The following is a 17,412-nucleotide window of genomic DNA, read 5'->3' on the forward strand; positions in this document are numbered from 1 at the left end:
ACATGACCAAATCCGAGACGCGGAAGCCCACGGCGGCGCTTCCGCTCAATGAAATCCTTGCGGGCGACTGCATCGAGGTGATGAACCGCTTGCCCGAGGCAAGCGTCGATCTGATCTTTGCCGACCCGCCCTACAATCTGCAATTGCGCGGCGATCTGCACCGGCCCGACAATTCCAAGGTCGATGCGGTGGATGACGCCTGGGACCAGTTCGGCAGCTTCGATCACTACGACAGCTTCACCCGCGACTGGCTGGCGGCGGCGAAACGTATCCTGAAACCCAATGGCGCGATCTGGGTGATCGGGTCTTACCACAACGTCTTCCGTCTGGGCGCCGAGTTGCAGAACCAGGGCTTCTGGATCCTGAACGACGTCGTGTGGCGCAAGTCGAACCCGATGCCGAACTTCCGCGGCAAGCGGCTGACCAATGCGCATGAGACGCTGATCTGGGCCAGCAAATCCGAAGGCGCGAAATACACCTTCAACTACGAGGCGCTGAAGGCGCTGAACGAGGGCATCCAGATGCGCTCGGACTGGGTGCTGCCGATCTGCACCGGCAACGAGCGGCTGAAGGATGACGCGGGCGACAAGGCGCATCCGACGCAAAAGCCCGAAAGCCTGCTGCACCGGATCATTCTGGGCACGACCAATGCGGGCGATGTGGTGCTGGACCCGTTCTTCGGCACCGGCACGACGGGCGCGGTGGCGAAGATGCTGGGCCGCGATTTCATCGGCATCGAACGCGAGGAAGCCTATCGCGAGGCCGCCCGCAAGCGCATCGACAAGGTCCGCAAATTCGACCGCGAGGCGCTGGAGATCACCGGCTCGAAACGCGCCGAGCCGCGCGTGCCCTTTGGCCAGCTGGTCGAACGCGGCATGCTGCGCCCGGGCGAGGAGCTTTATTCCATCGGCAATCGCTTCAAGGCGAAGGTCCGCGCCGATGGCACGCTGGTGGGCAATGACGTGAAGGGCTCGATCCATCAGGTCGGGGCCCATCTGGAAGGCGCGCCCAGCTGCAACGGCTGGACCTACTGGCACTTCAAGCGCGACGGCAAGATGGTGCCGATCGACCTTCTGCGCCAGCAGATCCGCGCCGAGATGAACTGAAAGATCAAACGGTTACCGCCGGTGTCTGGACGATGCGTCCAAGGCACGACCTTGCCCCGCCGTTCGCTCGGCGGGGCCTTTTTTTGATTTTGAATTTGCGTATTGGAACCAAGAAAAAGGGGCGTATTTGCGCCAAGAAGAAACCCCCTTCGCTTCTTCTTGGCGCAAATACGCTCGGGGGGTGCGGGGGGCGGAAAGCCCCCCCCGTTCCGCGGCTTCAGCTTTCCTCGAGCCGCAGCCGCAATTCGCGCAGCACGGGCAAGGCCGCGCGGACCTTGTCGGCGCCGATGTCGCGCACCACATCGGCAATCACCGGCATGAAGGAGGCCAGCGCCGCATCCCGCGCCTGCCGCCCGGCGGGCGAGATCGCCACGAACTTGCGCCGCGCGTCGTCCCAGTCGGGGCGGATATGCACATGCCCGGCCCAGACCAGTTTCGACAGCGTGTTGGTCATCGCGCCGCGGGTGACGTGAAAGGTGGCGGCCAGTTGCGCCGGGGTGCGTTCTTCGGCGATATGGGCCAGATGGTTGAGCACCGAGAAATGCGAGATTTCCATTCCCTTCGGCAGTGCCCGGCTGACCACGTTGCGCGCCAGCTGATCGGCCATGAAGACCTCGGCGAAGAGCGCGGCGGCCAGCGGGTCGGTGGGATCGCTCATGGCCCGTCAAACCCGCGGTCATGGCTGATCGAGGGCACGCGGGCGCGGGCCTCGGCCACGCGGGAAAGGTCCAGATCGACCAGCGTCACCCCCGGTTCGGTCCCGCCATCGGCCAGCACCTCGCCCCAGGGGGCGACGGCGAGGCTGTGGCCATGCGTCCGGCGCGGCTTTCCGGCATGCGCCGCATGGGTGCCGCATTGCGCAGGCGCCAGCACGAAACAGGTGTTTTCGATCGCCCGCGCCCGGATCAGGCTTTCCCAATGCGCCGCCCCCGTGGTGTCGTTGAAGGCCGCGGGCAGGGTCAGGACATTGGCCCCGGCCTGCGAGAGCCTGCGGAAGAGCTGCGGAAAGCGCAGGTCGTAGCAGATCGCCATCCCCAGCTTCGCAAAACCGGCCTCGGCCAGCACGGCCCGCGTGCCCGGTCGGTAGGCCTCGGATTCGCGATAGCGTTCGGTCGGGCTGACATCGACGTCGAACATGTGGATCTTGTCATACCGCGCCACGATCTGCCCGGCAGGTCCGATCAGGAAAGAGCGGTTGGCAAAGCGGCCATCGGGATCATGGGTCTTCAGCCCGAGCGAGCCGATCAGCAGCCAGATCCCCAGACGATCCGCCTCGGCGCGCAGGGCGGAAAGCGTCGCATCTTCCTCCTCATGCGCCAGCACCGCGCGTTGCAAGGCGCGGTCGGAAGACAGAAGATTGGTACATTCGGGGGTCAGAACGAAGCCCGCCCCCGCAGCTGCCGCCTGCCGGATGAAACCGACCGTCACCGGCAGGTTTGCCGCCGGATCATCCGTCACCGACAGCTGGACCAGAGCGGCGCGCATCACTCCGCCAGCATCGGGTCAAGCTTGCCCGCGGCATCGAGCGCATGCAGGTCGTCGCAGCCGCCGACATGCACGCCGCCGATGAAGATCTGCGGCACGGTATGGCGCCCGTTCGCCCGGTCGCGCATCGCGGCCCGCAAGGCCGGATCGGCGCCGACATCGGTCTCCTCGAAGGCGACGCCCTTGGCGGTCAGCAGCTCCTTGGCGGCCAGGCAATAGGGGCAGGTGCGGGTGGTGTAGATTTCGACGCGTTTCATGGAAGCTCCTTCTTGCCCCCAAGGTAAGGGCTTCAGCCGTCGCGTGCAACGCGGGCCAGCACCGCGACCGAAACCTTGGCCGCGCCCGCCGCCAAAGCCGCCTCGGCCGTGGCTTCCAGCGTCGCACCCGAGGTCAGCACATCGTCGATCAAAAGCAGATGCCTGCCCTTGATCCGGTCGCGATGCTTCGGCACGACCGCGATGGCCCCCGCCAGATTGGCCATGCGTTCGACCCGCGTCATCCCCTCCATCGCGGCGGTCGGCCGGGTGCGCACGAACAGATCGGGGATGCAGCTCAGCCCCCGGCTTCGCGCCAGGGCCTGCGCCAGCATCGCCGACTGGTTGAATTTGCGCCGCAACAGCCGCAGCCGGTGCAGCGGCACCGGCGCCACCAGCATCTTCGGCCGCAGGATCGGCTGCGCCGCCCGCGTCAGCATCGCGGCGAGCGGCGGCACCAGATCCAGCCGGTCCGCGTGTTTGAGTTGCAGCACCAGTTTCCGCCCGGTGCCCGCATAGAGAAACGCCGCCCGTCCCCGCGCCCAGGGCCGCGGCTGCGCCAGACAGGCGTCGCAGAGCACCGGCCCCGGATCCTCGCCCGGCAGCGGCGTGCCGCAGCAATCGCAGACCGTGCCCGAGATGAAGCTGGTCTCGCGCCAGCACGGGCCGCACAGGCCGTCATCGGTGCTGACCGCCTCGCCGCAACACAGGCAACGCGGCGGAAACACCGTATGCAGCGCCATCCGCAGCGCCGAGCGCACCGCATCTGGCATCTGCGGCCGAACCGCCCTATCTTTCGTGCTGACCATGACCCAAGCCCCTCGTCTGACCGACCGCACCGCGCTGTTGCGCCACCGTGCCCGTGCCCGAACCCTCGGGCCCGAGCTGTTCCTGCACGACGACGCCGCCGTCGAATTGCAGGAGAGACTGAACGAGGTTAACAGAACGTTTACATCCCCGGCTGTGGTGACGCCTTTTTTGCAACCCTGGGCGGAAATTCTGCCGGGGGCAAAAGTCGTGGCGGATGCCGAGGTGCTGGATCTGACGCCCGAGGCGCATGATCTGGTCGTTCATGCGATGTGCCTGCACTGGGCCGAAGATCCTGTGGGCCAGATCGTGCAATGCGCCCGGGCGCTGCGGCCTGACGGGTTGTTCATCGCCGTGCTGTTCGGCGGCCAGACCCTGTCCGAGCTGCGCGCAGTTCTGGCCGAGGCCGAGGTGGAGGTGACCGGCGGGCTTTCGCCGCGCATCCTGCCGATGGGCGAGATCCGCGATCTGGGGGCGCTTTTGCAACGCGCGGGGCTGGCGCTTCCGGTGGCCGACAGCGTGTTGCGCAAGGTCAGCTACGGCGATCCGCTGAAGCTTTTGCACGACCTGCGCGCGATGGGCGAAACCAATGCGCTGGGCGCGCGGCGACGGCAGTTCACCCCGCGCACGGTGCTGCTGCAGGCGCTCTCCCGGTATGCGCAGCATTTCGCCGATGCCGAGGGACGGGTGCGCGCCAGTTTCGACATGGTCTGGCTGACCGGCTGGAAACCGCATGAAAGCCAGCAAAAACCGCTGCGTCCGGGCTCGGCCGCCTGTTCCCTGACCGAGGTTCTGGGCAAAACGTCGCAGGGGTAAGGTCGCGCAAAGATTGCACAAGGATATTGTTCAGCTTTTCATTGACCCCAAATGAAAAAGCTATACCTCCGGGACCGGACAGCCAACAGGACGAGTCATGACGATCGCCAACCGCATCCTTCCGCACGCCCCCGCCGACCATCCGCCGGTGCCGGTGCCGCGTGTCGGCGTGCTGCTGGCCAATCTTGGCACCCCGGATGCCACCGACTACTGGTCGATGCGCCGCTATCTGAACGAATTCCTGTCCGACCGGCGGGTGATCGACTATCCGATCTGGAAATGGCAGCCGCTTTTGCAGCTGATCATCCTGTCGAAGCGGCCCTTCACCTCGGGCAACAACTATCGCTCGATCTGGAACGAGGAGCGCGACGAAAGCCCCTTGATGACGATCACCCGCGATCAGGTGCGCAAGCTGCGCGCCGCGGTCGAGAGCCGCTATGGCGCGGGCAATGTGGTGGTCGATTTCTGCATGCGCTACGGCAATCCTTCGACCCGCGACGTGCTCGATGACATGCTGGCGCAGGGCTGCGAACGCATCCTGTTCCTGCCGCTTTATCCGCAATATGCGGGGGCCACCTCGGCCACGGCGAATGACCAGTTCTTTCGCGCGCTGATGGAGGTGAAGCGTCAGCCCGCCGCCCGCACCGCGCCCGAATATTTCGCAAGGCCCAGCTATATCGAGGCGCTGGCCAGTTCGGTCGAGCGGGTCTATGCGACGCTCGACACCCGCCCCGATGTGCTTGTGGCCTCCTATCACGGCATGCCCAAGCGCTATCACCGCGAGGGCGACCCCTATCACTGCCAATGCCAGAAGACCTCGCGTCTGTTGCGCGAGCGGCTGGGCTGGGGGCCGGATTCGATCGACACCACCTTTCAATCCGTCTTCGGCACCGAGGAATGGCTGCGCCCCTATACGGTCGAGCACGTGGTGCAGCTGGCGGAAGCGGGCAAGAAGAACATCGCGGTGATTTCCCCCGCCTTTTCCGCCGATTGCATCGAGACGCTGGAGGAAATCAACGGCGAGATCCGCGAGGCGTTTGAGCATGCGGGCGGCGAAAGCTTCACCTATGTGCCCTGCCTGAACGACGACGATCTGCACATCGCGGCGCTTCTGGAAGTGGTCGAGGAGAATCTGGCGGGCTGGATCGACTGATCCGCCCGGCCTTGAGCGGACATGAAAAAGGGGGCCGCGGGCCCCCTTTGGCTTGCCAGGGATCCGGGTCTCAGATCAGCACGACCTGCGTGCCGACCTGCGCCAGTTCGAACAGTTCCTCGACATGCTGGTTGAACAGGCCGATGCAGCCGTTCGACGACTTGCGGCCGATCTTGCGCGTGTCATGGGTGCCGTGGATGCGGTAATACTGCCAGCTGAGGTAAAGCGCCCGCGTGCCCAGCGGATTGTCCGGCCCGGCACCGACGAAATCCGGCCAGTCGGGGTTGCGCTGCTTCATCGAGGGCGTGGGCGACCAGGTCGGGTTCTTCACCTTGCGGATCACCTCGGTCCGGCCGCGGCGGGTCAGGTCTTCGGAGACCGGCACCGAGGTCGGGTAAAGCTTGTAGATCGTTTCATCCTCGGACCAGAAATGCAGCGCCCGGGAAATCGTGTCGACCAGGATGATGCCGTTCTTTGTGTTCGAGAAATACGGCCGCCAGTCGAGCTCGCGGAAGCTCGAGATGTTGCGGCGCATGTTGGTGTTGGCGGTTTCCTCGCGCTGTTCAAGGCCGGTATCGGGCAGCGCCTGGGCCAGGACCGCGGGGGCGGCCAGCGAGGCCCCGGCAAATGCGGCGGTGCCGAGGAAGGAACGGCGGTCGAGCATCTTGCGCGCATCCGACATGGGGGAACTCCGTAGGGCGTAAACGTTTCAGGGCGTTTCCATAAGACGGCTCCGCCGCAGGTGCAAATCAAACCGGCGTCATTGTGACGTTTCACGCAACTGTGGGTTTGCGCCGCGGGGCGTGGCGGTGTAAGGCACCGCTCAAATCCGAGGGAACCCCCATGATCCGCGCAACCGCCCTGCTTGTTTCGGCCTGCCTTGCCCTGGCCGCCTGCACCACCTCCGGCGAACAGGTCGGACCCGATGGCAAGCCGCTGCCGAAGCTTTACCGCATCTCCAAGGGGGATGCGAAGGAAATCCCGATCCGCGTGCTGGAAGCGGTGAATACCCTGCGCGCGGCCCGCGGCACCGCGCCGTTGACGATCAACCCCTCGCTGATGCTGGCGGCCGAAAAGCATTCCCGCGACATGGCGGACCAGAACCGGCCCTGGCACTGGGGCTCCGACGGGTCCTCGCCGCTGCAGCGCGTGGCGCGGGCGGGTTTTCCGGGGCAGTTCCTGGGCGAGAACATCTCGGAGACCTACGAGACCGAGACCGAGACGCTGTCCGCCTGGATGGCGCTGGCCGATACCCGCGACGTGATCCTGAACCCGGCGGCGACGCAGATGGGCATCGCCTGGTATCAGGAGCCCTCGGGCAAGATCTGGTGGACGATGGTCACCGGCCAGTAAGCCCGGCGGCAGCAGAGACGAAAAAGGCCCCCGCGGGGGCCTTTTGCCTGTCCGGGGATCGGATCAGGGGAAGATGAAGATCGGCGTGTCGTTTTGCACCATGGCGAAGATCTCCTCGATCTCGGCATCGGTCACCGCGATGCAACCCGCGGTCCAGTCATCGCGACGGCCGCGATACTTGCGCCCCTGACCGTGGATCATGATGTCGCCGCCCGGCTTGCGGCCCTGCGCCTCGGCAAAGGCGCGATCTGCGGCATTCGGATAGGACACGCCGAGCGACAGGTGATAGGCCGAGCGCGGATTGTGATGGGTGATGTAGTAAAGCCCCTCGGGGGTCTTGCCGTCGCCCTCGAAGCGTTTGTGGCCGACGGGGGTTCCGCCCAGAGAGATCCTGTATTTCCGCACCACATCGTCGCCGGCGAACAGGAACATCCGCCGTTTTTTCTTGAACACCTGGATCTGGGTGATCCGGGGCCCGGAATAGTTGCGGAATTTCGCGGAATCGCCGCCGCAAGCGGCCAGAAGGGTGAGGCTGGAGAGCCCCAGAAGAAGCGTGCGACGGTGCATGACGTGCCTGTGTGCTGCCGGTAGTCTGATGGTGTTATCGTTGCGCCCATCCTAGCGGAAAGCAGGCCGGGCGCGAAGCCCTTACGTCCGCCGGAAGCTTGCCGCAAGCTCGATATGCGCCGAGTAGCGGAACTGATCGACCACGATCACCTCAGCCAGCGCGAAACCCGCCTGCGCCAGCTTTTCGGCATCCCGCGCAAAGGTCACCGGGTTGCAGGACACATAGGTCAGGTTGCGCAGGTTTGACGCCGCAATCTCGGCCACCTGCGCCTCGGCCCCCGCCCGCGGCGGGTCGATCACCACGGCATCGAACCGGTCGATCTCGTCGGGCAGAAGCGGGCGGCGAAAGAGATCGCGGGCCTCGTGGGTCAGACGCTTGAGGCCCTGCGCCTGCCGCCAGCCCTTGTCGAGCGCGGCCAGCATCGCGGCCTCGCCTTCAACCGCATGCACCTCGGCCGTCGCGGCGAGCGGCAGGGCAAAGGTGCCGCAACCGGCGAAAAGATCGGCGATCCTCGCCGCGCCGCGGGTCGTGTGCAGGACGAAATCGACCAGGGCCGCCTCGCCCGCGGCGGTGGCCTGCAGGAACGCCCCGGGCGGCGGATTGACCCGGGCGGCGCCAAAGCTTTGCAGCGCAGGACGGCGGGCGGCGACGGTCTCGGCCTCCCAGCTCAGCCGCGCGAAATCATGCGCCTCGGCCAGCCCCGCAAGGGTCTGGAACAGCGCGGGGTCCATTTCCTTGCCGCCCCTGGCCGCGATCTCCAGCCCGGCTTCGGACAGCGTCACCGCAAAGGAAATCTCGCCCTTGCGCGAGGCCCCCGCCGCCGTCATCGCCTGCAGCGCGGGCAGCACGGCCAGCAGTTCCGGCCGCAGGATCCGGCATTGGGGCACCTCGACCACCGTATCCGAGGCGCGGGCATGAAAGCCGACCAGCGTCCCTTTCTTCGTGCGCCGTCCGGAAAAGCTGGCGCGGCGGCGTGAAAACTCGGGCGAGGTTTCGACCCGGGCCACCCGCACCGCAATCCCCCGCCCGGCCAAAGCGGTTTCCACCACCTGCGCCTTCCAGCCCGCGACGAAGGCTCCCGAGGCATGCTGCAAAAGACAGCCGCCACAGGCCCGGTAGTGCGGACAGGGCGCCTTCACCCGGTCGGGCGAGGGCGTGAGGATCGACGGCGCGGCGATGCGGCCGTTTTCGACTGTGCCTTCGACCACCTCGCCCGGCAGCGCCATCGCCACATGCACGGTGCCATCAAGCCCGTGGGCGACGCCATCGGCAAGCAGGGACAGACGGTCGATGGTGAGGGACATGGGCGGGCTCCTTTCGGCCCCGCTTAGCCGATGGGCCCCGCCCCGCCAAGCCTATTGCGCGGCCTCGACGCCAGGAAGCGGCTCTTCGGCCTCTTCCTCCTCGGTGCCAAGGAAGCCGCCCGACTGCCGGTTCCAATAGCGCGCATAAAGCCCGTTCTGCGCCAGAAGCTCGGCATGGCTGCCCTCTTCGACGATCCGGCCCTGATCCAGCACGACGATCCGGTCCATTTCCGCAATCGTCGAAAGCCGGTGCGCGATGGCCAGCACGGTCTTGCCCTCCATCACCCGACGAAGCGCCTTTTGAATGGCCGCCTCGACCTCGCTGTCAAGCGCCGAGGTCGCCTCGTCCAGCACCAGAATGGGGGCATTCTTCAAAAACGCCCGCGCCAGCGCGATCCGCTGCCGCTGCCCGCCCGACAGTTTCACGCCACGCTCGCCCAAGGCCGCCTCGTAGCCGGTCTTGCCGGTGTGATCGACAAGGCCAAGGATGAAGTCATGCGCCTCGGCCGCCTGCGCCGCGGCGATCATCTCGGCCTCGGTCGCATCGGGGCGGCCATAAAGAATGTTCTCCCGCGCCGAGCGGTTGAACATCGCGGTTTCCTGCGTGACCATCCCGATATTGCGGCGCAGGCTTTCCTGCGTCACCGCACGCAGGTCGGTGCCATCAATCGTCACCGCGCCCTTTTCGGTGTCATAGAGCCGCAAGAGCAGCGACACGAGCGTCGATTTCCCCGCCCCCGAGGCGCCGACGATGCCGATCCGCTCCCCCGGTTTGATCGTCAGATCCACCCCGTCAATGCCGCCCTTTTCGCGGCCATAGGCGAAGCTGACGCCCTCAAACCGGACCTCGCCCTGCACCCGGCCCAGCACATGCGCGCCCTGCGCGTCGGTGATCGCATGGGCGGGGGTCAGGGTGCGCATGCCGTCCTCGACCTCGCCGATGTTCGACCAGAGCGCCATCAGCGATTGCGACACCCAGCCCGACATCTGCGCGATGCGCATGGCCACGGCGCCCGCGGCGGCAATGTCGCCCGGCGTCGCGGCGCCCTTGCGCCACATCAGCATCGCGCCGCCGACCAGAAGGATCGGCAACAGGCCCGAAAAGGTGATCTGGCTCAGCCGATACCAGGTGGAGGTGACGCCGAACCGCCTGGTGGCACTGCGATAGCCTTCCATCGCGCCCAGGGCGACGCGGTCTTCATGCTCGGCATGGGCGAAAAGCTTCACCGTCTTGATGTTGGTGATCGTGTCGACGACCTGCCCCGAGACCATCGCCCGGGCCGAGGCACGGGCTTTCGAGCGGCCCCGCACATGCGGCAGGAAGGCCCGGATCAGAAGCAGATAGAACACCAGCCAAAGCGCCAGCGCGAGCGCCCCCCAGGTGTCTATTCCGGCCAAAAGCACCACCGATCCGATGATCGAGGCGAGCGCGAAGAACACCGTGCCGATGATTTCGGCGACGACATCGGTGACGGCCCGGGCGGTTTGCATCTGCTTTTGCGCGATGCGCCCGGCGAAATCATTGTCGAAGAAGGTGACCGAATGGCCCATGGTCCAGCGGTGCAGCCGCGACAGCACCTGCGGCATCACATTCGGCGCCACCAGCATGTTCGTCGTCCAGGTCGAAAGCCCAAAGGCCCCCGGCCGGATCACCAGATAAAAGACGACAAAGGCAAGAAGCAGCCACAGATGCTGGCTGGCATAGGTGGCCGGATCGGCGCCGACGACAGAGTCGATGACAAGCCCCAGAAGCCAGGCCGCCCCCACCTCCATCGAGCCCGCCAGCGCCGAGGCCGCCCCGGCAATCCAGACGGTGGGCCAGGCGCCCTTGATGCACCAGCGCAGAAACGGGATCAGTCGCGAGGGCGGCGGGCCCTCGGCAGGCAGGAAGGCGTCAATCATCGGAAATCCTTTCGCCTTCGAATATAGCGGGCAAGCGCGAAAGGGAAAGCTCAGCCGTCCGCGGCAAGCAGCGCCTCACGCGAAAGCGAAAAGCCCGAGGCGATCCAGCGGCGTTCCAGCTCTTTCAGTTTCGCGCCAAGGGCCGGTCCGGCAAGCGCGGGCATCAGATCGACAGCCGTCACCGGAAAGCGCTGCGCGGCGCCGAATGCGACCCTGTTCCGGCTGGATTCGGGGATATCCTGACCAAGAGCGGCGCCGCGGATCAGAAGCGCATCGCGGCCCGTTTCGGCGCCGTAACGATAGCCCAGTTCGGCGTCGGCGCCCGGATCGCCCAAAGCCTCGCGCAGACGTTCCAGCCGCCGGGCCTCGGTTTTCGACAGCCTGAGCCGCTCGGCCGGGTCTTCGCCGCCCAGACAGGCCAGACGGCGCAGCGGATCAGGCACAACAGAGCCTTCCAGATGCACGAGCGGCGCCAGAAACCGCGCCTCGGCCCCGGGCAGAACCTGCGCCAGCACGCCGCTGGACTGCATCGCCGCCACGGCGGGCGCGGGGTCGGGCGCGGACAGCAGCTTGCGCATCTCATGGCCGATGCGTTCGCGCGAAAGCGTCTCTATTCCGACTGAAAACGCGGCGCAGGCGGCCAGACCTTCGGCATCCATGCCGTGGTCGGGGTCGCCATACCAGGCGGTGAAGCGGAAGAAGCGCAGGATGCGCAGATAATCCTCGGTGATGCGTTGCGCCGGATCGCCGACAAAGCGCAGCCGTCGGGCGGCAAGATCGGCGAGCCCCTCGCCCAAAGGGTCCAGCACCGTGCCATCGGCCGTCGCATAAAGCGCGTTCATGGTGAAATCGCGCCGCGCGGCGTCGTCGTGGATATCGGTCGAAAAGGCGACGGTGGCATGACGGCCAAAGGTCTCGACATCGCGGCGAAAGGTGGTGACCTCGTGGCCGACATGATCGGCAACGACCGTCACCGTGCCATGCTCGATCCCCGTCGGCACCGGCTTCAGCCCGGCAGCTTTCGCCAGCGCCACCACCCGTTCGGGCATGGCATCGGTGGCAATGTCGATATCGGCAACCGGCTGGACCAGAGCCGCATTGCGCACGCAGCCGCCGACCAGAAGCGCCTGATGCCCGCCGCCCGCCAGCATCGCCAGCACCTTCTGCACATGGCCCGCCGAAAGCCAGTCGCCCGCGATCTTCATCGGCCCATCCGGTCGGTCAGCGCCCGCAGCATCCGCGCGGTGGCGCCCCAGATGTAATAGGGGCCGTGGGGCATGACGTAATAGGACCGCATCCTTCCGCGCCAGCGACGGCTTTCGACCCTGAACCGGCTCGATGCGAGATGCGACAGGGGGATGGTGAAGACCTCGTCGACCTCGGACGGGTCGGGGCGCGGGGTAAAGGGCGCGGTCAGCCGCGCCAGAACCGGCGTGACCAGAAAGCCGGTCACCGTTTCATGCGGGTCCAGCACGCCAAGGATCTCGACCTGGCCGCAGGGCAGACCGATTTCCTCCTCGGCCTCGCGCAGGGCCGCCGCCACCGGGTCCGCGTCGCCCGGCTCGACCTTGCCACCCGGAAAGGCGATCTGCCCGGGATGGTGGCGCAGATGCGAGGCGCGCTTGGTCAGGTAAAGCCGCAGCCCTTCGGGGGTATCCTCGAAGACGACCAGCACCCCCGCCGGGCGCAGCACGCGGCCCGCGGGCAGATCGGTCCCGGGGTTCAGATCATGGTCCGACGAGGGCCGCCCCGGCCTTGCCAGGGCGGCAAGGAGCGGGGCGAAACCGTCAGCCATCCGCCGCCTCTTTCGGGCTGCCATCGGGGTTCCGCTTGGCCTCGAAGCCGAGCGTCAGCGGATCGAAAACGTAATGCGCCCCGCAGAACTGGCAATCGGCGGTCACGGTGTTCTCCGCCGTCGTCATGTGCCGGATGTCCCGCGCCGAATAGATCGACAGGCTGGTGCGCACCCGATCCTCCGAGCAGGTGCAGCCAAAGCGCACCGGCACCGGATCATAGACCCGCGGCACCTCCTCGTTGAAGAGCCGCACCAGCAGATTGGTCAGCCCGACCGTGGGGCCGGTCAGTTCCATTTCCTCGACCGTGTCCAGAAGCACGTTGACCCGGGTCCAGTTCTCGTCCGCCGCGCCCGACAGGATGTCGGTGTGGCGCAAAAGGCCACCTTCCCCCGAACCTTCGCGCGCCGCCCCGGGCGAGGCGGGCATCATCTGCAGCATCACCCCGCCCGCCCGCCAATGTTCCGCCTGACCGCGCTCGGTCGAGCGGCCGTAAGCCAGCTGAAACCGCGTCGGCAGCTGTTCGGACTGGGCAAAATAGGTCTCGGCACAGGCCGAAAGTGACCCGCCCGCGATCGGCGTGAAGCCCTGATAGGGCAGGTTGCCCTCGCCCTGATCAATCATCACCGCCATATATCCCTCGCCGATCTGGCCGAAGGGATCGGCGGTTTCCTCCAGCCGCGCCGGATCGAAACTGGCCCAGGCGCGGATGCGGGCGGCGCCGCCCTCGGTTTCGGGCGCATAGAAATCGGTGGCCAGAATCCGGATCGGACCCTTGCCGCGCACCTGCAGCGACAGCTTCCAGCGCAGCTTCATCGTCTGCCCGATCAGCGCCGTCAGCAGGGCGATTTCCGCCACCAGCCCCTCGACCACGGCGGGATAATCGTGCTGGCGCAGCACGTCTTCCAGCACGCCATCGAGGCGGGCGATGCGGCCGCGCACATCCGCGCGGTCAAGTTGAAACGGCAGGACGGTATCGTCCCAGGCGATTTGCGAAAGCGGTGTCATCTGGTTCCCGGGGGTTTTCGAGCAGCCCTTGGGCTGGCATATCGTGCCTATATAGGCGGGGCAACCGGTTCCCCCAACAGAGGATGTGCGAAAATGCGGCGGTTTGGCGAACGCGTGGTGACGGGGCAGCGTTACAGACAGCGGCCGGGGGCCTATGCGGTGCTGATGCGGGGCGGGCAGATCCTGCTGACGCATCAGGCCGAGCCGGTGCCCGAATTCCAGCTGCCCGGCGGCGGCATCGACCCCGGCGAGGGCCCGCTGACGGCGCTGAACCGCGAGGTGTTCGAGGAAACCGGCTGGTCGATCACCGGGCATCGGCGGCTGGGGGCCTATCGGCGCTTCACCTTCATGCCGGAATACGACCTGTGGGCCGAGAAGATCTGTCACGTCTATCTGGCGCGTCCGGCGCTGCGTCATGGGCCGCCGACCGAGCCCGGACATCTGGCGCATTGGATGTCGGGCCCCGATGCGCTCGACGCGCTGACGAATGCGGGCGACCGTCACTTTCTGGCGGGGGCCCTGCGCAGCCTCGTCTGACTGTTGCAGAAATCCTGCATCTCAGGGCAGTTGCAACCCCAAATTGACCCGGCGTTAATACTTATCGCTAGTCATTGTGTCAATTTTGAGTTATTCGAAAGGCAGCAGTTAACAGCCGGCCACAAGAGCCGGATCATGTTCGAGGCGGAGCAGTACAATGGTGAAGTCTGTCGACTTTGCCGTCCGTGATACCATGGGCGGCGTTTCTCGTGGCTTGGTCGCCGGTGAGGGCGCAAGCGATTTCATTCAGGTCGGCGCGGGCGACGAGATTTCGCTGAACCTCAACAAGACCAGCATTCTCAAATACATGCGGGATGGCGATGATCTGCAGATCATGCTGGTCGACGGGCGCACCATCACGCTGTCGGGATTTTACCCGGCCCGCGGCGAACTTTACATCTCCTCGCATGGCGAACTGACCCCGGTGACGCTGGATGACGGCGGCAACGGTGTGGCCTATGCCGATTACGGCGCCCCCGAGGTGATGGGCAAATGGAGCCCGAACGAGCAACTGGCCTTCCTGGACGGCGACGAGATCCTTGGCCCGGACGGGGATGACGTCACCGGCATGGCGGCCTTTGCCCCCGCCGCGCTTGCGCTGGGCCCGCTGGGCTGGGCCGCGGCCGGTCTGGCCGGTCTGGGCCTGAGCGGCGGCGATGGCGGTGGCGACCCCACCACTCCGACCGATCCCACTGGGCCGACTGATCCCACCGGGCCGACCGATCCCACCGGGCCGACCGATCCCACCGGACCGACCGATCCCACCGGACCGACCGACCCCACCGGACCGACCGATCCCACCGGACCGACCGACCCCACCGGACCGACCGATCCCACCGGACCGACCGATCCCACCGGGCCGACCGATCCCACCGGGCCGACCGATCCCACAGGGCCGACCGATCCCACAGGGCCGACCGATCCCACCGGGCCGACCGATCCCACAGGGCCGACCGATCCCACAGGGCCGACCGATCCCACCGGACCGACCGACCCCACCGGACCGACCGATCCCACCGGACCGACCGATCCCACCGGGCCGACCGATCCCACTGGGCCGACCGATCCCACCGGGCCGACCGATCCCACCGGGCCGACCGATCCCACCGGGCCGACCGATCCCACCGGGCCGACCGATCCCACCGGGCCGACCGATCCCACCGGGCCGACCGACCCCACCGGGCCGACCGACCCCACCGGGCCGACCGATCCCACGGACCCGACCGACCCCACCGGGCCGACCGACCCCACCGGGCCGACCGATCCCACGGACCCGACCGAACCCACGGACCCGACGCCGACCGTCGATCCGCGCGATCCTGCCACGCTGACCACCAATACCGAAGCGGAAGCGGTGGTTTCGGGGACGGCGCAGCCGGGCTCGACCGTGGTGGTGACGCTGGGCGGGGAAACCATGACCGCCACCGTTGGCGGCAGCGGCATCTGGTCGGTGACCTTCACCGGCTCGACCTTCCCCGCGGATGGCGATTATTCGTCAAGCGTCGTCGTCACGGCGCCGGGCGGTACCGTCTACAACCTTGACGGGCCCGATTATCTGATCGACATGACCCGTCCGCCGGTGACCGTCACCGAGGGCGCGCAATCGACCGGAGACGTTGAAAACGCGTCCGAATATGCCAATGGCATCACCATTCGCGGCACCAGCGAACCCGGGGCGACGGTCACCGTCAACATCGACGGCCACGAACATTCCGTCACCGTCGGCGGAAACGGCGCCTGGGCCGTGACCTTCCCGACCAGCGAATTGCCGGACGGCACCTATACCGAGGGCATGGTGGTCACCGCGACCGACATCCACGGCAACGTCACCACGCTGACCGACACGCTGGTGGTCGATACCGAAACCACCGTCGGCGTCGATGGCAATCTGGCGGGCGGGGACGATCTGGTGACCCGGGCCGAACGGGCCGCGGGCGATCTGGTGCTGACCGGCAGCGCCGAGGCGGGCGCCTCGGTCGTGGTCGAATTCGGCACCGGCACCCGCAGCGTGACCGCCGATGCGAATGGCCGCTGGACGGCCTCTTTCAGCGCGACGGAATATGCCGCGGGCACCTATACCGGGACCGCCACCGTCACCGCGACCGACCTTGCGGGCAACACCGCCACGGCGACGCATCTGATTGATGTGGACACCGAAGTCGCGCCGCTGTCGCACTGGACCGACACCCCCGGCACCGATGGCGTGGTGAACGGCGCCGAGGCCGCGGGCGGGCTGCTGATCGAAGGCACCGTCGAAGCCGGGTCCACCGTCACCGTGCAGCTGGCCCCGGGCCGGATCGTCACGGCGGCCGTGAATTCCGACGGCACCTGGTCGGCCACGATCCCGGCCGCCGATCTGCCGACGACCGAGACCAACAACGTCCAGCTGGTGGTGAACGCCACCGATCCCTATGGCAACACCGCGACGCAGACGAGCCTGATCGACGTCGATCCGCTGGTGCGCAACTTCACCACCAATGCCGCGGTCACCGCCGACGGCACGGTGAACATCGCCGAGGCCCGGGCCGGGTTTGCGATCTCGGGCACGGTCGAGCCGGGCTCGACGGTCACCGTGACGCTGGCGAATGGCGCCACCGAAACCGTCACCGCGAATGGCGACGGCAGCTGGACCGCGACCTTCACCGCGGCGGATCTGCCCGGCGGCTCCGGCTCGATGGGCTATACCGCGCTGGCGACAGATGCGGCGCAGAACACCGCGACGGCCTCGGGCAGCTTCACCTATGACCTCTCGGCCCCGGATGCGCCGGTGATCGGCGACGTCACCAACAATGGCAACGGCACCCGCGGCCTTTATGCCGATGTCAGCGAGGGCGATCATTACGTGATCGAAACCGTGGCGGCGGATGGCACGGTGACGGTGCTGCGCGATGCCGCCCCGATCAGCTCCGGCAGCGGCGACGACTACTACAGCTTCAACCGGGTGCCGGACGGGCAATTCCTTGTGGTCACCGACAGCGACACCGCGGGCAACGAGGCCTCGACGCTGATGGTGGTCAGCCCGAACGGCAGCGTGACGATGGATCTGACCAACAGCGGGTTGACGCAATTCGACTTCGCCTCGATCGACCTGCATCACGCCGCGGTCAATCTGACGATCACCGCCGATCAGCTGCAGTCCCTGACCGGGGGCGACAACGACCTGATCATCCGCGGCGATGCCAATGACCGCATCACCGCGCTGGGGGCAAGCGATACCGGACAAACCGCGACGGTGGATGGCCACAGCTACAGCATCTACACGCTGGGCGACGAGGGCAGCCGCATCCTGATCGACGACTCGATCACCAACGTCACGATCTGACGGT

General features: G+C 66.7%; 17 protein-coding genes. 6 read left to right on the top strand and 11 right to left on the bottom strand.

Annotation, left to right across the window (positions count from 1 at the left end; all coding sequences use genetic code 11):
• Window positions 1–2 precede the first annotated feature (2 nt).
• Window positions 3–1,106, top strand: a complete 1,104-nt coding sequence (locus tag ACTTAG_RS17780) for a site-specific DNA-methyltransferase (RefSeq protein WP_444463513.1) — start codon at window positions 3–5, stop codon at window positions 1,104–1,106.
• Window positions 1,107–1,323: 217 nt separating this feature from the next.
• Here the strand turns inward: ACTTAG_RS17780 and ACTTAG_RS17785 are convergent, their stop codons facing one another.
• From ACTTAG_RS17785 to ACTTAG_RS17800, 4 genes are read right to left on the bottom strand one after another with little or no spacing between them, the layout of a single operon-like run.
• On the bottom strand, window positions 1,324–1,764 hold the full coding sequence (locus tag ACTTAG_RS17785) for a MarR family winged helix-turn-helix transcriptional regulator (protein ID WP_013065947.1): 441 nt from the start codon (window positions 1,762–1,764) through the stop codon (window positions 1,324–1,326).
• On the bottom strand, window positions 1,761–2,591 hold the full coding sequence (locus ACTTAG_RS17790) for a carbon-nitrogen hydrolase family protein (RefSeq protein WP_444463514.1): 831 nt from the start codon (window positions 2,589–2,591) through the stop codon (window positions 1,761–1,763). Before ACTTAG_RS17790 ends, ACTTAG_RS17785 begins: the two co-directional genes overlap by 4 nt.
• Window positions 2,591–2,848, bottom strand: a complete 258-nt coding sequence (grxC, locus tag ACTTAG_RS17795; protein ID WP_444463515.1) for a glutaredoxin 3 — start codon at window positions 2,846–2,848, stop codon at window positions 2,591–2,593. Before grxC ends, ACTTAG_RS17790 begins: the two co-directional genes overlap by 1 nt.
• Before the next feature lie 32 nt (window positions 2,849–2,880).
• Window positions 2,881–3,618: a ComF family protein gene (locus tag ACTTAG_RS17800; protein WP_444463516.1), complete on the bottom strand. Its 738-nt coding sequence runs from the start codon at window positions 3,616–3,618 to the stop codon at window positions 2,881–2,883.
• A gap of 34 nt (window positions 3,619–3,652) precedes the next feature.
• Between ACTTAG_RS17800 and ACTTAG_RS17805 the strand changes: the two genes are divergently transcribed.
• Together ACTTAG_RS17805 and hemH are read left to right on the top strand one after the other, a co-directional pair.
• The gene (locus tag ACTTAG_RS17805) at window positions 3,653–4,468 is read left to right on the top strand and encodes a methyltransferase domain-containing protein (protein WP_444463517.1); all 816 of its coding nucleotides are present in this window, start codon (window positions 3,653–3,655) and stop codon (window positions 4,466–4,468) included.
• Between the two features lie 97 nt (window positions 4,469–4,565).
• Window positions 4,566–5,621 (top strand): ferrochelatase, encoded by a 1,056-nt coding sequence (hemH, locus tag ACTTAG_RS17810; RefSeq protein ID WP_444463518.1) that lies wholly within the window; start codon window positions 4,566–4,568, stop codon window positions 5,619–5,621.
• Window positions 5,622–5,691: 70 nt separating this feature from the next.
• Here hemH and ACTTAG_RS17815 read toward each other — a convergent pair whose 3' ends face one another.
• Complete coding sequence (locus tag ACTTAG_RS17815; protein ID WP_444463519.1) at window positions 5,692–6,303, bottom strand: L,D-transpeptidase; 612 nt, start codon at window positions 6,301–6,303, stop codon at window positions 5,692–5,694.
• 161 nt (window positions 6,304–6,464) lie between these two features.
• Here ACTTAG_RS17815 and ACTTAG_RS17820 point away from each other — a divergent pair, with 161 nt between their 5' ends.
• Window positions 6,465–6,974: a CAP domain-containing protein gene (locus tag ACTTAG_RS17820; RefSeq protein ID WP_444463520.1), complete on the top strand. Its 510-nt coding sequence runs from the start codon at window positions 6,465–6,467 to the stop codon at window positions 6,972–6,974.
• A 63-nt stretch (window positions 6,975–7,037) separates the two neighbouring features.
• Here ACTTAG_RS17820 and ACTTAG_RS17825 read toward each other — a convergent pair whose 3' ends face one another.
• The 6 genes from ACTTAG_RS17825 to hslO all read right to left on the bottom strand — a co-directional run bounded on the left by ACTTAG_RS17825 (window position 7,038) and on the right by hslO (window position 13,549).
• Window positions 7,038–7,541, bottom strand: a complete 504-nt coding sequence (locus ACTTAG_RS17825; RefSeq protein ID WP_444463521.1) for a L,D-transpeptidase family protein — start codon at window positions 7,539–7,541, stop codon at window positions 7,038–7,040.
• An 81-nt stretch (window positions 7,542–7,622) separates the two neighbouring features.
• The gene (locus ACTTAG_RS17830) at window positions 7,623–8,846 is read right to left on the bottom strand and encodes a class I SAM-dependent RNA methyltransferase (RefSeq protein ID WP_444463522.1); all 1,224 of its coding nucleotides are present in this window, start codon (window positions 8,844–8,846) and stop codon (window positions 7,623–7,625) included.
• A 51-nt stretch (window positions 8,847–8,897) separates the two neighbouring features.
• On the bottom strand, window positions 8,898–10,748 hold the full coding sequence (locus ACTTAG_RS17835; protein ID WP_444463523.1) for an ABC transporter ATP-binding protein: 1,851 nt from the start codon (window positions 10,746–10,748) through the stop codon (window positions 8,898–8,900).
• A 50-nt stretch (window positions 10,749–10,798) separates the two neighbouring features.
• Window positions 10,799–11,953, bottom strand: coding sequence for a CCA tRNA nucleotidyltransferase (locus tag ACTTAG_RS17840; RefSeq protein WP_444463524.1), 1,155 nt, complete (start codon window positions 11,951–11,953; stop codon window positions 10,799–10,801).
• Window positions 11,950–12,543, bottom strand: coding sequence for an NUDIX hydrolase (locus ACTTAG_RS17845; RefSeq protein ID WP_444463525.1), 594 nt, complete (start codon window positions 12,541–12,543; stop codon window positions 11,950–11,952). The genes ACTTAG_RS17840 and ACTTAG_RS17845 overlap by 4 nt, the downstream gene beginning before the upstream one ends.
• Window positions 12,536–13,549 carry an Hsp33 family molecular chaperone HslO gene (gene hslO, locus ACTTAG_RS17850; RefSeq protein ID WP_444463526.1) on the bottom strand — a complete coding sequence of 338 codons (1,014 nt, stop codon included), beginning with the start codon at window positions 13,547–13,549 and terminating at the stop codon, window positions 12,536–12,538. Before hslO ends, ACTTAG_RS17845 begins: the two co-directional genes overlap by 8 nt.
• Before the next feature lie 93 nt (window positions 13,550–13,642).
• Here hslO and ACTTAG_RS17855 point away from each other — a divergent pair, with 93 nt between their 5' ends.
• Both ACTTAG_RS17855 and ACTTAG_RS17860 read left to right on the top strand, forming a co-directional pair.
• Window positions 13,643–14,086 carry an NUDIX hydrolase gene (locus ACTTAG_RS17855; protein ID WP_444463527.1) on the top strand — a complete coding sequence of 148 codons (444 nt, stop codon included), beginning with the start codon at window positions 13,643–13,645 and terminating at the stop codon, window positions 14,084–14,086.
• A 157-nt stretch (window positions 14,087–14,243) separates the two neighbouring features.
• Window positions 14,244–17,408, top strand: coding sequence for an Ig-like domain-containing protein (locus ACTTAG_RS17860; RefSeq protein ID WP_444463528.1), 3,165 nt, complete (start codon window positions 14,244–14,246; stop codon window positions 17,406–17,408).
• Window positions 17,409–17,412 lie beyond the last annotated feature (4 nt).

The organism is Rhodobacter capsulatus, from assembly GCF_052363185.1.
Lineage (GTDB): Bacteria > Pseudomonadota > Alphaproteobacteria > Rhodobacterales > Rhodobacteraceae > Rhodobacter > Rhodobacter capsulatus_E.

Excerpts from the sequence above, each read along its gene's own strand:
- ACTTAG_RS17780 (WP_444463513.1), top strand. The coding sequence starts at position 3 with ATGACCAAATCCGAGACGCGGAAGCCCACGGCGGCGCTTCCGCTCAAT.
- ACTTAG_RS17785 (WP_013065947.1), bottom strand. The coding sequence starts at position 1,764 with ATGAGCGATCCCACCGACCCGCTGGCCGCCGCGCTCTTCGCCGAGGTC.
- ACTTAG_RS17790 (WP_444463514.1), bottom strand. The coding sequence starts at position 2,591 with ATGCGCGCCGCTCTGGTCCAGCTGTCGGTGACGGATGATCCGGCGGCA.
- grxC (WP_444463515.1), bottom strand. The coding sequence starts at position 2,848 with ATGAAACGCGTCGAAATCTACACCACCCGCACCTGCCCCTATTGCCTG.
- ACTTAG_RS17800 (WP_444463516.1), bottom strand. The coding sequence starts at position 3,618 with ATGCCAGATGCGGTGCGCTCGGCGCTGCGGATGGCGCTGCATACGGTG.
- ACTTAG_RS17805 (WP_444463517.1), top strand. The coding sequence starts at position 3,653 with ATGACCCAAGCCCCTCGTCTGACCGACCGCACCGCGCTGTTGCGCCAC.
- hemH (WP_444463518.1), top strand. The coding sequence starts at position 4,566 with ATGACGATCGCCAACCGCATCCTTCCGCACGCCCCCGCCGACCATCCG.
- ACTTAG_RS17815 (WP_444463519.1), bottom strand. The coding sequence starts at position 6,303 with ATGTCGGATGCGCGCAAGATGCTCGACCGCCGTTCCTTCCTCGGCACC.
- ACTTAG_RS17820 (WP_444463520.1), top strand. The coding sequence starts at position 6,465 with ATGATCCGCGCAACCGCCCTGCTTGTTTCGGCCTGCCTTGCCCTGGCC.
- ACTTAG_RS17825 (WP_444463521.1), bottom strand. The coding sequence starts at position 7,541 with ATGCACCGTCGCACGCTTCTTCTGGGGCTCTCCAGCCTCACCCTTCTG.
- ACTTAG_RS17830 (WP_444463522.1), bottom strand. The coding sequence starts at position 8,846 with ATGTCCCTCACCATCGACCGTCTGTCCCTGCTTGCCGATGGCGTCGCC.
- ACTTAG_RS17835 (WP_444463523.1), bottom strand. The coding sequence starts at position 10,748 with ATGATTGACGCCTTCCTGCCTGCCGAGGGCCCGCCGCCCTCGCGACTG.
- ACTTAG_RS17840 (WP_444463524.1), bottom strand. The coding sequence starts at position 11,953 with ATGAAGATCGCGGGCGACTGGCTTTCGGCGGGCCATGTGCAGAAGGTG.
- ACTTAG_RS17845 (WP_444463525.1), bottom strand. The coding sequence starts at position 12,543 with ATGGCTGACGGTTTCGCCCCGCTCCTTGCCGCCCTGGCAAGGCCGGGG.
- hslO (WP_444463526.1), bottom strand. The coding sequence starts at position 13,549 with ATGACACCGCTTTCGCAAATCGCCTGGGACGATACCGTCCTGCCGTTT.
- ACTTAG_RS17855 (WP_444463527.1), top strand. The coding sequence starts at position 13,643 with ATGCGGCGGTTTGGCGAACGCGTGGTGACGGGGCAGCGTTACAGACAG.
- ACTTAG_RS17860 (WP_444463528.1), top strand. The coding sequence starts at position 14,244 with ATGGTGAAGTCTGTCGACTTTGCCGTCCGTGATACCATGGGCGGCGTT.